Genomic DNA, 12,974 nt, shown 5'->3' on the forward strand with positions numbered 1-12,974 from the left:
TGAGTTCGTGGCTTTTTTATTTCAATCTTTATTTTACTACAATATCGGTAAAGAACAATTCAAAGCTACCATCGGGAGATTTATGGGATTTAGAAATTTTTAAGCCCTGAAAATCTTCAAAATCTTCCCAGGTAGTAGGCATTTCCCGTTGCCCATCTGCAGATTTGTAGATCCATTCCTCTAATAAATAATCGTCTTCGTAATAAACTACATAAGTGTCACCAGGAGTATAGCCGCCTTCACCTTTATAAGAAACCTCGAGATATTTCATCTCTTTTTTACTAATTGGTGCAAGGCCGGTTTTTTCTTCAGAAATTTCAGCGTCACTCCACACCATTTGGAATGGAAAGAGAAACCAGTAAGAATCATTGATAAACTTCTGGTCTATATCTTTATCCTCTTCAGCAATATCGCCGGTTTTGGTGTAAGTGCGGCTAATATCACCTTCGGTAAGTCTAATCTCGTCGGTTTTGGGTTTCCAGGTCCATTCCCGGCTGGTTCTAAGTGAATCCCCAACCTTTACATTAAAAGTAAATTGAATTTCCTCAACTTCTTCAAAATTATTTAATCCGTGTGCTTCGGCTATTTGTTGCTCAATGCTTTTTTCGGCTTCAGTATCAACTTCCTGTCCTATTTTGGTTTCGTTATTTTTACAGCTTATAAATACTGAAAATAGAAAAGTAACAAGTAGTAGTTTTTTCATGGTGTTGGTTTTCCATTAAAGATACAAAAAACTGGGTTTATATTGCATTAATGCTCATTCCACCATCTGCGATAATATTTTGCCCGGTGATATAAGACGATTTGTCCGTTGCCAGGAAAGCAATAATCGAAGCAATTTCGCCAGCTTCTGCAACTCGTTTTAAAGGAGTTCTTCTAATAATAGGATCCATTCTATCGCTCTCGCTTAAAAGTCCCTGGGTGAGTGGCGTAACCGTAAACCAGGGTGATACTGCGTTTACCCGAATTCCATCTGCGGCCCATTCTACTGCAAGACTTCTTGTTTGCTGTAATAATCCAGCTTTAGACATTGCATAAGGCGTACCAGTACCAACATCCTGCAGCGCTGCAGAAGAGGCGACATTTACAATCTTTGCACTGCCACTTTTTTGAAGTAGGGAGTGAAGTTTTCGGCTTAGTTGAAAAGGAGCGTTAAGGTTTATTTCCATTACTTTTCTAAACTCTTCTTCAGAATAATCATTTGCTTTTTTCCTGATATTTATCCCGGCATTATTTACCAGAATATCCAATTTGCCCCAGACTTTATCAATAAAATTGTGCATTTTTTGCCGGTCTTCTGCTACGGTAACGTCAGCTACCATTCCGTAGATTTTTTTATCGTATTCTTTTAATTCCTCTAAAACAAGGTCAATATCCTTTTGTGTCCTGGAAATAAAGAGTACTTCTGCTCCCAATTCCAGGAATTCCAGAACTGCAGCTTTACCTATTCCTTTAGTGCCACCGGTAATCAGGGCATATTTATTATTTAAGTTCCACATATTAGTTTTTAATTTCGAAGATAAGGTTTAGCTGGTAAATAGGATATGGGAAAGCTTTTAGGATTAGATGATTAACAAAAAAAACCCTTTGATGTTCTCAAAGGGTTTATAAGATTCGAAAAAATTCTTACTTACAGGCGGCGCCCGGTTAATAATTTATACAAAATTAGGATAACGGCTATAACAATTAGAATGTGGATTATGCTTCCCAAATCTGGAAATGCAAAATAGCCAATAAGCCATCCTATTACTAATAATACTACGATAAGCCATATTAAATCTCTCATACTGGTTGGTTTTGTGTAGCTATGCTACGTTGGTTAATTGTTTATACAAGTTAATAAATAAATTCGTGTTTTAAAAAGACTGAAAAATATAAATTTTTGGTTTACAGTCTTCTACCGGTCGCCAAACGATATAAAATACCAATTATGGCCAGGACTAATAAAATATGGATTAGGTTTCCTACGGCTTCCCCAAATCCAAAATATCCTATAAGCCATCCTATGATAAGGATAACTACAATAAGCCAAATTAAATCCCTCATATTATAGTTTTAATAATTAGCTATGAACGAATTTATAGAATATGTTACTTGAAAGAATAGCTTTTAACTAGTGTTTAACTCAAATGTTAAAATTTTTGAATAATATAGATATATAGGTAATCTGTGCAGTGAGTTTAATTAGAATTGGTTAGTCTTCTTTCCTAAAAAACGACTTGATCTCCTGGCCCGGCCTGGCGTAATGAAAGCGATCTAAAAGATTAGGAAGGGCATAACCATCTAAACCATTTATAGCCACAGTCTCTGCATCGTCCAACCTCAACCAGCCATCTGGCGCCTGTATACTTTCATCAAAATAAATATGCTTAATAGCGCCAATAAGCATTACCGTTTCATTTTCTTTAATGTAGTATTCATTCACGTATTCGCATCCTAATTTTATATTAGACTGCTTAACATAGGGTGCAAAAAAATTGTCCAGATATTCTTCTTCCAGGCCGGTTTGCTGGAATTCAGAAATTTCTTCATCATATTTAGCAGCGGTTTGATGGGCGCTTTCTATCATATCCTTTTGAATATGATTTACCGTAAAATATTTATTCTCTTTAATATTTTTATAGGTATTCCGGGCTACCTCTTTAGTTGGCCGGGTAATAAAACCAAGTAATGCAGGGTTGCTTCCCAAATGAGTAACCGAACTAAAAACCGCCACATTTACACCTTTTTCCTCTGATTTTGTAGCGATAAGATTAGCCGATTTATAACCGGTTACACTATTAATTAGATTGAGACGGAAAAGTTTTTCCATTTCCCCTATTTCTGCTGAAGTAATATGTTGCATAAGAATCTGTTTAATAAAAAAGATGACTAAAAATAAAAATACCTGTTATCGGCAAATTTATGCTTTAGTCATCTTAAGACTGGAATCATTAGCTTTTCTTTAAAAGTTGATTAGCCTTGATTTTCCAGTTTATTAATTCTCATTTCATATTCTTCCATAGCCTCACGAACCGCATCTACGTTATCTGAAGATTTTTGGTGCGCACTGTTCATTGCTTTCTCCAATTCTTTATCGGGATGTTGAAACAAATCGGTAATCACGTGATTTATCTTATCAATAATACTTTCCTGGCTGTTTTTAATGTCTTCCAGCTTATTCAAAGTGGACCTCATTTGTTCAATTTTCGACTCATCCATATTTTAAGTTTTATAGGGTTGAATATTAAATTTACTTTTTTCTGGTTAGACGTTTCCTGCAATTAACCTGCTTTTAAGGACATTTAATCTAAAATTAAGAATTTCCTATTTAGGTTTTTCAGAATCGTATTCGGGATAATCTGTGTAACCTTTTGGGCCTGGCGTATAAAAAGTATCTTCATCCCATTCGGCCAAAGGTGCATTCTTAGAAAAGCGCTCTGGTAAATCGGGATTAGAAATAAAAAGTTTAGCGAATGAAACCATATCAGCATTACCTTCGTCAATAACTTTATTTCCTGATTCTTGATCAAAGTCTGCGTTAATCATTAATTTTCCTTTATAAATAGGGCGGTAATGTTTCGCAATGTTTTTTTCCAGGTAATCTATCTGGCTAACATCTGTAAAAGGTTCAGAGAGGTGTAAATACGCTAAATCGTAAGCATTTAATTTTTCAATTAGGTGATCAAAGGTTGCAATTGATTCTTCTGAAGCTGTAATTCCAAAGGCGTCGTTTAGCGAAGGATTAAACCTTACTCCAATTCTATTTTCTGGCCAAACTTCACTTATCGCTTCAAGAATTTCAAAAAAGAAACGTGCCCGGTTCTCGATACTTCCACCGTAATCATCGGTTCTAATATTTGCATTTTTATTGAGAAATTGATGAATTAAATAACCATTAGAGCCGTGAATCTCTACCCCATCAAAACCGGCACGATTGGCATTTTCTGCGGCGTGTTTAAAATCCAGGACGGTTTGTTTTATATTGGCTACACTCATCGCCTGTGGTTCTACAGTGTCTTCAAAGCCATCTGGGGTATAGGCTTGCGTATTTGGATTCACGGCGCTTGGCGCCAATGGTTTTTCTCCATCGTGAAATTTAGGGTGAGAAATACGGCCGCAATGCCATAATTGTAAAAATATCTTTCCTTCATTTTTGTGAACAGCTTCAGTTACTTTTTCCCAGCCTTTTACCTGGTTTTCGGTATAAATTCCCGGGGTATTTATATAACCCACTGCGGCATCAGAAATTTGAGAACCTTCAGAGATTATAAGTCCGGCACCGGCGCGTTGCGCATAATATTCGGCGTGTAACTGGGTAGGTGCATTATCTTTATTATCAGCGCGATTACGTGTCATTGGAGCCATAATAACCCGGTTTTTTAATTCCAGGTCTCCAATAGTAACCGATTTTAGTAAGGCTTGAGTACTATGCATATTAAATAAATTTTAATATTAAATTTAAGGGAAGCATATAGTAAGTGCTGTTAATTAAATGGTAAATAGGTTTTTCTTAAATAGCTGAGAGAGCCTTAAATTGAGTAGAAATAAGTAAATTCGTAACTTAAAATTGCATTTTCTAATAACCGTTTTCTGGAAAATGTACAGCAAGAATTTATGCAAACACCCAAAAAAATCGCCATTGTTGGCTCAGGCCTGGTTGGATCTTTACTCGCTATTTTTCTTAGAAAAGCCGGCCATGAAGTTGAGGTATTTGACCGCAGAAAGGATATTAGAAATGTAGAATTTTCCGGTAGGTCTATAAATTTAGCCATGTCTAACCGCGGCTGGAAATCTTTAAGGGCTGCCGGCATAGAAGATGAAATTAAAAAACTGGCGCTTCCTTTAGATAAAAGGGCGATGCACGTTAACGATAAACCGCTTTATTTTCAGAAATACGGAAAAGAGGAAGAAGCTATTTATTCTATTTCCCGTGGGGTTTTAAATCGAAAAATGATCACCCTGGCCGAAGATGCTGGGACCACTTTTAGGTTTGAAGAAAAAGTTTGGGATATAGATATGGCGGAAGCTAAATTGTATACCGGTGAGAGTGAAAAAGGGGAGTGGAAAGAATATAAATTTGATCTTATTTTTGGTGCCGATGGAGCTTTCTCCCGGGTTAGACATAAAATGCAACGGCAAAGCAGGTTTAATTATTCGCAACATTTTATAAATGTTGGTTATAAAGAATTGAGCATTGCGCCCAACCCAGATGGAAGCCATAAACTGGATAATGCCTCTTTTCATATTTGGCCTCGTGGGGAATTTATGCTTATTGCAATGCCTAATTTAGATGGTAGTTTTACCTGTACTTTATTTATGCCTTTTGAGGGCGAAAATTCTTTTGAAAGCATCAAGACCGAAACCGATGCCGAGCTATTTTTTCAGAAGCATTTTCCAGATATTAACCAGGAAATTGAAAATTTAAAAAAGGATTTCTTTAAAAACCCTACCAGCAGTATGGTTACCATAAAATGTTATCCCTGGTCTTATTGGGAAAAAGTGACTTTGGTTGGAGATTCAGCGCACGCAATTGTACCATTTTATGGGCAGGGAATGAATGCGGGTTTTGAGGATATTCTGGTATTAAACCAAAAAATGAAAAAATATGGGGACGATTGGGAAAGTATTTTTGAAGAATACCAAAAAGCCCGAAAACCCAATACAGATGCCATTGCAGAACTTAGCTACCGTAATTTTATTGAAATGAGCAGCAAAACTGCAGATCCCGATTTTCTACTGCGGAAGAAGATTGAAAACTGGTTTTCTAACAAACATCCCAACACCTGGGTACCGTTATATTCCCGGGTTACTTTTTCTGATAAACCTTATGCTGAAGCTCTGGCAATTGGGGATTATCAACGTAAAATTATGGATGAGGTGATGGAGATTTCAGGGATTGAAAATAAATGGGATTCTATTGAAGTTGAAAATAAAATTCTTAACCTACTGGATAACAAACCGGCTTTTTCATTCTAATTTTTCTTCAAAATCTGGTTCTATATTCAGGCTTTCATAAACACCTTCCATGGTTCTGTGATCTTCGGTTAAAACAACCAGCATATCATCTGCTTCAATAACCGTATTTCCGTTTGGAGTAATAAATTGATCGTCTCTTGAAATCATGGCGATTATCGCTTTCTTTGGAAATTGTAATTCTACAATCCTTTTGCCTACCGAATGGTTTTGTTCGGGAATATTAATTTCTCTTAAAAAAGATTTAGCCCCATCGGCCATAAATGCATCTACCGGTGATTTTTGTTTGGCCTTCATTGGTAAAGCCACGTGCAACCAACGTGCCACCACAGATAATGTAGTTCCCTGGATTAATACCGAAGTTAGCGATACAAAAAATACGATGTTAAAGATCATATCGGCTTTTTCAATTCCCGCAAGTAGCGGATAAGTGGCAAATACAATAGGTACAGCCCCTCTAAGCCCCACCCAGGAGATATACCAACGGCGGCGCATTTTCATTTTAAAGAATATTAGACTTAAAAAAACGCCCAGAGGCCTGGCTATAAATATTAAAAACACAGAAATAAAAATACCCACGCCTATAACCGGAACAATGTGCGACGGATAAACCAGCAATCCTAAAGTAAGGAATAGTACAATTTGCATTAACCACGCAAGCCCATCAAACATTCGCATGATTGTCTTTTTGTGAATAATGTTGTGGTTCCCAAGGTAAACTCCGCTTAAGTAAACCGCTAAAAATCCGTTGCCACCAAGTGCATCAGTAGCAGAAAATACAATAAACATTAGCGCGATAGCGAGAACGGGATATAAACCTTCAAAATCTAATTTTATACGGTTAATTACCAATTTACTCAACTTTCCGAAGATAAATCCGAGAGCGGCACCAATTAAAATTTGCTGAAGAAAAAGCGGAATAATACTATAAATACTTTGATCCTGGTTCACCACCAAACCTAAAAAGGCAATGGTAAGAAAATAGGCCATAGGATCGTTACTACCACTTTCAAGCTCCAGGGTTGGTCTTAAATTAGATTTTAAGGCAAGGTTTTTAGCCCTTAAAATGGAAAATACCGCGGCGGCATCTGTAGAAGAAACAATGGCGCCAAGCAATAAACCTTCGTAAATAGTAAAATCTGTTATGTACCAAACAAAGGCGCCAACACTTACCGCTGTAAATAAAACTCCTAGAATGGAAAGAGAAATTCCCTGCCACATTACCGGTTTTATAGTTTTCCAGCTAGTATCAAGTCCCCCGGAAAATAAAATAAAATTAAGGGCAACAATTCCTATAAATTGAGCGAGTTGTGGGTCGTTAAAATAAATTCCACCAATTCCCTCTGATCCTGAGAGGATTCCAACTGCAAGAAAAAGTACTAAGGTAGGTACGCCAAAACGATAAGATGTTTTCCCGGCCAGGATACTAATAAATAACAACAGAGAGCCTATTAAGAGAATGTTTTCTATTGTTATGCTCATTGTTTAGCTGTTGTTTTAATCAGTTGGTGGTATTTAAAATACATCAGTGAACCGAAGTTTTGTAGCCGAAAGGTTTCCTGGTTTTTCCTAAAACTATTTTCTGTTGTAAAAATACATATTCGGCCCTATTAAATAAAGCCGAATATATTTATTATTAAAAAGCGTTTAGAAAATTTAAAACGAAAATTAATGCGAATTATCTTTCAGGATTTCGGGAAACTTTTCTTTAAAGCGGTTTAATCTTGGAATAGAAACCTTTTGAATATAGGGATTGTTAGGATTATTCTTTTCGTAATTTTGATGATAATCTTCTGCTACCCAAAATTTTTGAAATGGTAAAACTTCAGCAGCAATGGGTTGCTCATAATCTTTTGCTACTTCAGTTTTCACCTTGTTTATAATATCTTTTTGCTCCTTATTTTGATAAAAAATAATGGAACGGTACTGTGAACCAATATCGGGTCCCTGGCCGTTTACCTGCGTAGGATCTTGCGAACCAAAATAAACCTCTACTAAAGTTTCAAAATTCACAATTTCAGGATCGTAAATAACTTCTACAGCTTCAGCGTGACCGGTTTTGCCGGTATTGCTGGATTCGTAAGTTGGGTTTTTTGTATGCCCTCCGGCATAACCGGAAACAGCTTCCTTCACGCCTTCAATACTTTCGTAAACTGCCTCAACACACCAAAAACATCCGCTGGCAAAATAGGCTTTTTCATATCCATTTTCTGCCGGTACTTCCACAGGATCGGCGTTAGCAATTTCGGGTTTGGTAACTGTTTTTTGCTGGGCGTTATTTCCGCAGGAAATCAAAAGGAATATAAATGTAGGTAAGAAAAATCGTTTCATTAATTATTGTTTTTTATAAGTTCCTTCAAGTGTTTTTTTGCCATAAATGGCGTAATCTACCGCAAGTTCACCATCTATGTAAAAACCTTTCCAGTCCAATTCTATATTACCATTTTTAGCGGGACTTAAAACGGCAATAGGGGTATTGGTATCAAAATCTTCCCAGGGTAGATCTTTATTAGTGTTTTTGTTAGACGGGCTCACATAAAATATATTAACTGAATTCCCTGTTTTTGCATACCTGGCATTGATAAACATTTCATTTTCAGCCAGGCATAATTCTGTATTATTATTCATATCTAATTCCAGACAGTAGCAGCTACAATTTGCATCGCTTTCATCTACTTTTATATAAGTAGCGCCGGGATCAATTAATATAGAAGAAGATGCTTCGGTTTCGTTGTTATTAGTATCTGACGCTTCTAAGGTTTCCTTTTCACTTTTATTATAATTTGAATTGGCTGAAGTAGAATTTTCAGTATTTACCTCTGTAGTGGTTTTATTTTCAGTTTGTTCCGTTTTAAAATCAGGATCACTTTCCGGGTTTTTATCTTGGTTTTTACAGGATACTAACACTAAAATTAGGCAAAGTAGGCTTGCATAATATCTCATAATTAAGGGTTTTAGTTAGTAGAAATAAAGGTAGCTTTAAAATAGATTAAAAATGTGAAAAGCTTGTTAATCAATATAAAACCTTGAATTTTGGGTAATTTAAGAGGTGCAGCTTATTATAAAATTTAACTAGAATAATTTATTAAATGAATTTCAAATAAATTAACAAATTTTAATAGATTTACATAATAATCAATTGCTTATAGCTGGAAATTTATAGAGACTGTTTAAAAATGAATTACATTAGAAGTATAGCATTACCCAGCCTGTAACTTCTAAAATTTTTAAGTTAGAAAAGCAGTGATCTAGCGAAAATTAACTGATTTAAAATAGAATAACTAATTAACACCAAAATCGAAATGAAAAAAATTACACAATCTCTTTTAAGTATTTTAGTACTTAGCATTATCCTGCATTCCTGCAGTACAGATTCTGAAGAAAATCCGGCTGCCAATCAGGAATTGGAAAAGGAGTTGGCTTTAGAAAATGACGGCGTTCTTAAGATCCAATCGGCTACTTATATTTTTAAGAACACCGGTGAAACCGCTAAATTTATTAGCCAGGATAGGGATTTTAATTTCAAATTCGTAAATGAGTTATCTTTTGAAGCTAGTCAAAACAAACACGCTGTAGAAGGACTTAAAATAACGAATCCTGAAACCGATGAGTATTTAATTTTTTCACATTTTGAAGAATTAAAAAACGGTTTCGTGAAATTTGATGCAGAATTAAGTACCGGGGAAGTGCTTAGATCATTAATGTATAAACCGGGTAACGCTAACGGCTCGCCAAACAAATGGCACGATGAACCCGCTATAGGTGTTACTCCTCCGGTGATAGGCGCTATGATAGAATACTCACAGCAAGAACAATTAAAAAATTGTAGGGCTGCTTTACAGGTTTGTGCTAATACCAATGGTTTTCCTACAGTTGCTTTAACTAACGGTAAAGGTTGGTTTACATCAATTGAATCTTGCGCGATAGACTGTCACGATTAAAATAAATTCAGCTCAGCAATTATTAACCATAAAAAAAGCCTCAAAATTGGAGGCTTTTTTTATTGTATTTCTTTTCTGCTAATTAAACTTTAGCGAAAAGATTTTGCATTTTTTCCTGCTCTTCTTTTGCAAGTTCTTCGTCTACCAGGATTCTACCGCTGTGTTCATCGGTAATAATTTTCTTTCTACCGGCAATTTCCATAATTACCTGTGGCGGAATGGTAAAATAAGAACCTCCAGAAGCACCACGTTCTACAGGCACAATAGCAAGTCCGTTTTTAACGTTGCTTCTAATTCTTTTATAGGCATTTACTAAACGATCTTCAATATTCTTCTCGAATTCTGCAGATTTCTTGATTAGTGCTTGCTCTTCTTTTTCAGTTTCGGCAAGAATCTCGTTAAGTTCGCTTTTCTTGTGCTCAAGGTGTTTTTTCCTTTCATCAAGGCGTTCCTTAGTTTGCTCGATAACCTCTTTTTTCTGCTCAATTTGAGCGCGGTATTCTTTGATGTGTTTTTCGGCAAGTTCTATTTCCAATTCCTGGAATTCGACCTCTTTGCTAAGCGCATTAAATTCGCGGTTGTTACGCACGTTTTTTTGCTGCTCAGCATACTTCTTCATGGTCACTCTAGACTCATCAATAAGATTCTTCTTGCTCTTTATATCGTTCTCTATTACCTCAATATCGGCATCCATTTTATCCAAACGCTTGCTCAATCCGGCTACTTCATCCTCCAAATCTTCAACCTCCAGCGGAAGCTCACCGCGTACGTTTCTTATTTCGTCAATTCTGGAATCAACCAGTTGAAGGTCGTACAACGCTCTTAACTTGTCTTCTACAGTAACATCGTTCTTTTTTGCCATAGTTATATATACTTGATTGGATTGGTGTTTGTCTCTCCTAAAATAAGTGCAAAATTACTAATTTTTTTTGTAAGATAAGAATGTAATAAATCTTTTGTGTATTGCTCACTTTCGTAGTGTCCAATATCGGCTAAAATGAAGTCCTTATCACCTTTATAAAAGTCGTGATATTTTAAATCTGCAGTAAGGTAAATATCGGCTCCTGCAGCTTTTGCTTTACTTATAGCAAAACTTCCGCTACCGCCCAAAACTGCTACTTTTTTAATTGGTTTTCCGCGTAATTGAGAATGCTTTATACAGCCACAATTAAATTCGTTTTTTATGCGTTCTAAAAAGCTTTTTTCATCTTCAGGGCTTGCTAATTCCCCAAACATTCCCATTCCCAAATGCTGATTTTCGTTATCTAAAGCACTTACTTCATAAGCTACTTCTTCATATGGGTGAGCGCTAAAAAGTGCCTGAAGCAGCTTTTTCTCAATAATAGATGGATAAATAAGACTAATTTGTGTTTCTTCTTCCAAATGAACTTCCCCACGTTTTCCTATTACCGGATTGGCTTCTTCATTAGGCTTAAAGCTGCCTTCTCCTTTTAAATTAAAGCTGCAATTATCATAATTTCCAATATTTCCTCCCCCAGCTTCAAAAAGCGCTTTTCTTACTGCTGAAGCCTGTTTATTGGGAACAAAAGTGGTAAGTTTTTTAATGCTGTCTTTCCGCGGAATTAAAATTTTCCGGTTTTTTAGCCCCACTTTTTCGCAAATCATATCGTTCACACCCTTGTATTGGTTGTCCAGCGCGGTGTGAATGGCATAAATAGCAATATCGTTTTTAATGGCCTTAATTACTGTTTTTTCTACATAGTCTTTCCCCGTAAGCTTTTTTAAACCCGAAAAAATAATAGGATGAAAGCTAATAATAAGGTTGCATTTTTTTTCAATAGCTTCATCTACCACTGTCTCCAAGGTGTCTAAAGTGATAAGCGCGCCGGTTACATCAGCATTTTTATCGCCCACCAAAAGACCTACATTATCAAAATCTTCGGCGTACGTCGTAGGCGCAAAATCTTCAATTATATCAATAACTTCTTTTACAAGCATCTTGTTTTTTGGTTTTTATAGACTTAGCAGAGTTGCTTTTTATTAATTTCGTAGTAGTTAATTTCAGCCCAACTTCAAATATAATTATTATAGCCTGCCCTGTATGAAGATTTTACGAAAAATGCTACTTCCTTTTGCTTTGTTGTACGGATTTGTAACCTGGAGCAGAAATTTCTTTTATAACTCTGGAATTCTAAAATCTAAATCTTATAAATTTCCAGTGATATGTGTGGGAAATCTTAATGCAGGAGGAACCGGAAAATCTCCAATGATAGAATATTTGCTGAAGCTTTTACTACCTGAATTTAAAGTGGCTACGTTAAGCCGTGGATATAAACGAAGCAGCAAAGGTTATAGATTATTAAGCGGAACGGAAACTGCCACAGAAGCAGGGGATGAGCCTTTACAATTTAAAAGAAAGTTTAAAAATGCACTTATTGCGGTAGATGCCGACAGGCGGAATGGGATTGAAAAGCTTCAGCAAGAAAATGCTGAAATTGTTCTACTGGACGATGCTTTTCAGCATAGAAAAGTACAGGCTGGACTCAATATTTTACTCACCGCTTACGGCGATCTCTATGTAAACGATTTTATGCTGCCCACCGGATATTTACGCGAACCTACAGTAGGTGCAGAACGCGCAAAAATAGTAGTTGTTACCAAGTGCCCTCCAAATCTCACCAAGACTGAAATGGAATCGATTAGAGTTAGGCTTAAATTACAGAATTATCAGCAGCTTTATTTCAGTTTTATTGATTATGGGGAAGAAATTATTTCTGAAACTACAATAGCTCCCTTAAGCAGTTTAAAGGATAAAAATTTCACCCTCGTTACCGGAATAGCGAACCCTAAACCTCTCACAGATTACCTGGAAGCACAAGAACTTGATTTTAAACACCTCGCTTTTAACGATCATCATAATTTCACCAATACCGAAATAGTGCGTTTACAAAAGGAATCACTGCTTTTAACCACCGAGAAAGATTATGTTAGACTACGCGAGAATTTCGAAAATGGACAGCTATTTTATTTACCAGTAAAAACTTCATTTTTTAATAAAGAAGAAGTTTTTAAACAGGAAATTTTGAGTTTTGCACATAAAAAATGAGGTGAGTTCAC

At 36.1% G+C, this 12,974-nt stretch carries 15 protein-coding genes; 3 read left to right on the forward strand and 12 right to left on the reverse strand.

Annotated elements, in window-relative coordinates; all coding sequences use genetic code 11:
- Positions 1 to 28: 28 nt before the first annotated feature.
- The 7 genes from B4F31_RS12285 to B4F31_RS12315 form a co-directional block, all read right to left on the reverse strand.
- On the reverse strand, positions 29 to 703 hold the full coding sequence (locus B4F31_RS12285) for a hypothetical protein (RefSeq protein WP_075326203.1): 675 nt from the start codon (positions 701 to 703) through the stop codon (positions 29 to 31).
- Between the two features lie 37 nt (positions 704 to 740).
- On the reverse strand, positions 741 to 1,499 hold the full coding sequence (locus tag B4F31_RS12290; protein WP_286761403.1) for an SDR family oxidoreductase: 759 nt from the start codon (positions 1,497 to 1,499) through the stop codon (positions 741 to 743).
- A gap of 131 nt (positions 1,500 to 1,630) precedes the next feature.
- Entirely contained in the window at positions 1,631 to 1,786 is a 156-nt protein-coding gene (locus tag B4F31_RS12295) for a lmo0937 family membrane protein (protein ID WP_106197114.1), read from the reverse strand.
- A gap of 101 nt (positions 1,787 to 1,887) precedes the next feature.
- Positions 1,888 to 2,046 (reverse strand): lmo0937 family membrane protein, encoded by a 159-nt coding sequence (locus tag B4F31_RS12300; protein ID WP_143083605.1) that lies wholly within the window; start codon positions 2,044 to 2,046, stop codon positions 1,888 to 1,890.
- A gap of 148 nt (positions 2,047 to 2,194) precedes the next feature.
- A complete protein-coding gene (locus B4F31_RS12305) occupies positions 2,195 to 2,845 on the reverse strand; it encodes a flavin reductase family protein (protein ID WP_075326205.1) in 651 nt (216 codons plus the stop codon).
- A 110-nt stretch (positions 2,846 to 2,955) separates the two neighbouring features.
- A complete protein-coding gene (locus B4F31_RS12310) occupies positions 2,956 to 3,201 on the reverse strand; it encodes a hypothetical protein (RefSeq protein WP_075326206.1) in 246 nt (81 codons plus the stop codon).
- 105 nt (positions 3,202 to 3,306) lie between these two features.
- A complete protein-coding gene (locus tag B4F31_RS12315; RefSeq protein WP_286761404.1) occupies positions 3,307 to 4,416 on the reverse strand; it encodes an alkene reductase in 1,110 nt (369 codons plus the stop codon).
- A gap of 180 nt (positions 4,417 to 4,596) precedes the next feature.
- Here B4F31_RS12315 and B4F31_RS12320 point away from each other — a divergent pair, with 180 nt between their 5' ends.
- A complete protein-coding gene (locus tag B4F31_RS12320) occupies positions 4,597 to 5,958 on the forward strand; it encodes an FAD-dependent oxidoreductase (RefSeq protein ID WP_286761405.1) in 1,362 nt (453 codons plus the stop codon).
- Here B4F31_RS12320 and B4F31_RS12325 read toward each other — a convergent pair.
- The 3 genes from B4F31_RS12325 to B4F31_RS12335 all read right to left on the reverse strand — a co-directional run bounded on the left by B4F31_RS12325 (position 5,950) and on the right by B4F31_RS12335 (position 8,898).
- Complete coding sequence (locus B4F31_RS12325) at positions 5,950 to 7,437, reverse strand: potassium/proton antiporter (protein WP_075326209.1); 1,488 nt, start codon at positions 7,435 to 7,437, stop codon at positions 5,950 to 5,952. The two genes, B4F31_RS12320 and B4F31_RS12325, sit on opposite strands and share 9 nt — an antisense overlap.
- A gap of 186 nt (positions 7,438 to 7,623) precedes the next feature.
- Positions 7,624 to 8,286, reverse strand: coding sequence for a peptide-methionine (S)-S-oxide reductase MsrA (gene msrA / locus B4F31_RS12330; RefSeq protein ID WP_286761406.1), 663 nt, complete (start codon positions 8,284 to 8,286; stop codon positions 7,624 to 7,626).
- A gap of 3 nt (positions 8,287 to 8,289) precedes the next feature.
- Positions 8,290 to 8,898: a hypothetical protein gene (locus B4F31_RS12335; RefSeq protein WP_075326211.1), complete on the reverse strand. Its 609-nt coding sequence runs from the start codon at positions 8,896 to 8,898 to the stop codon at positions 8,290 to 8,292.
- A 359-nt stretch (positions 8,899 to 9,257) separates the two neighbouring features.
- Between B4F31_RS12335 and B4F31_RS12340 the strand changes: the two genes are divergently transcribed.
- The gene (locus B4F31_RS12340; protein ID WP_286761407.1) at positions 9,258 to 9,896 is read left to right on the forward strand and encodes a hypothetical protein; all 639 of its coding nucleotides are present in this window, start codon (positions 9,258 to 9,260) and stop codon (positions 9,894 to 9,896) included.
- A gap of 82 nt (positions 9,897 to 9,978) precedes the next feature.
- Here the strand turns inward: B4F31_RS12340 and B4F31_RS12345 are convergent, their stop codons facing one another.
- Together B4F31_RS12345 and B4F31_RS12350 are read right to left on the reverse strand one after the other, a co-directional pair.
- Positions 9,979 to 10,758: a zinc ribbon domain-containing protein gene (locus tag B4F31_RS12345; RefSeq protein ID WP_075326213.1), complete on the reverse strand. Its 780-nt coding sequence runs from the start codon at positions 10,756 to 10,758 to the stop codon at positions 9,979 to 9,981.
- Positions 10,759 to 10,760: 2 nt separating this feature from the next.
- A complete protein-coding gene (locus tag B4F31_RS12350; RefSeq protein ID WP_075326214.1) occupies positions 10,761 to 11,855 on the reverse strand; it encodes a Nif3-like dinuclear metal center hexameric protein in 1,095 nt (364 codons plus the stop codon).
- Between the two features lie 103 nt (positions 11,856 to 11,958).
- Between B4F31_RS12350 and lpxK the strand changes: the two genes are divergently transcribed.
- Positions 11,959 to 12,963, forward strand: a complete 1,005-nt coding sequence (gene lpxK, locus B4F31_RS12355) for a tetraacyldisaccharide 4'-kinase (protein ID WP_286761408.1) — start codon at positions 11,959 to 11,961, stop codon at positions 12,961 to 12,963.
- Positions 12,964 to 12,974 lie beyond the last annotated feature (11 nt).

It is taken from the genome of Salegentibacter sp. UBA1130 (assembly GCF_002311535.1).
In the GTDB taxonomy this organism is placed as follows: Bacteria; Bacteroidota; Bacteroidia; order Flavobacteriales; family Flavobacteriaceae; genus Salegentibacter; species Salegentibacter agarivorans.

Coding starts and splice junctions, on each gene's coding strand:
- B4F31_RS12285 (WP_075326203.1), bottom strand. CDS start 703: ATGAAAAAACTACTACTTGTTACTTTTCTATTTTCAGTATTTATAAGC.
- B4F31_RS12290 (WP_286761403.1), bottom strand. CDS start 1,499: ATGTGGAACTTAAATAATAAATATGCCCTGATTACCGGTGGCACTAAA.
- B4F31_RS12295 (WP_106197114.1), bottom strand. CDS start 1,786: ATGAGAGATTTAATATGGCTTATCGTAGTATTATTAGTAATAGGATGG.
- B4F31_RS12300 (WP_143083605.1), bottom strand. CDS start 2,046: ATGAGGGATTTAATTTGGCTTATTGTAGTTATCCTTATCATAGGATGG.
- B4F31_RS12305 (WP_075326205.1), bottom strand. CDS start 2,845: ATGCAACATATTACTTCAGCAGAAATAGGGGAAATGGAAAAACTTTTC.
- B4F31_RS12310 (WP_075326206.1), bottom strand. CDS start 3,201: ATGGATGAGTCGAAAATTGAACAAATGAGGTCCACTTTGAATAAGCTG.
- B4F31_RS12315 (WP_286761404.1), bottom strand. CDS start 4,416: ATGCATAGTACTCAAGCCTTACTAAAATCGGTTACTATTGGAGACCTG.
- B4F31_RS12320 (WP_286761405.1), top strand. CDS start 4,597: ATGCAAACACCCAAAAAAATCGCCATTGTTGGCTCAGGCCTGGTTGGA.
- B4F31_RS12325 (WP_075326209.1), bottom strand. CDS start 7,437: ATGAGCATAACAATAGAAAACATTCTCTTAATAGGCTCTCTGTTGTTA.
- msrA (WP_286761406.1), bottom strand. CDS start 8,286: ATGAAACGATTTTTCTTACCTACATTTATATTCCTTTTGATTTCCTGC.
- B4F31_RS12335 (WP_075326211.1), bottom strand. CDS start 8,898: ATGAGATATTATGCAAGCCTACTTTGCCTAATTTTAGTGTTAGTATCC.
- B4F31_RS12340 (WP_286761407.1), top strand. CDS start 9,258: ATGAAAAAAATTACACAATCTCTTTTAAGTATTTTAGTACTTAGCATT.
- B4F31_RS12345 (WP_075326213.1), bottom strand. CDS start 10,758: ATGGCAAAAAAGAACGATGTTACTGTAGAAGACAAGTTAAGAGCGTTG.
- B4F31_RS12350 (WP_075326214.1), bottom strand. CDS start 11,855: ATGCTTGTAAAAGAAGTTATTGATATAATTGAAGATTTTGCGCCTACG.
- lpxK (WP_286761408.1), top strand. CDS start 11,959: ATGAAGATTTTACGAAAAATGCTACTTCCTTTTGCTTTGTTGTACGGA.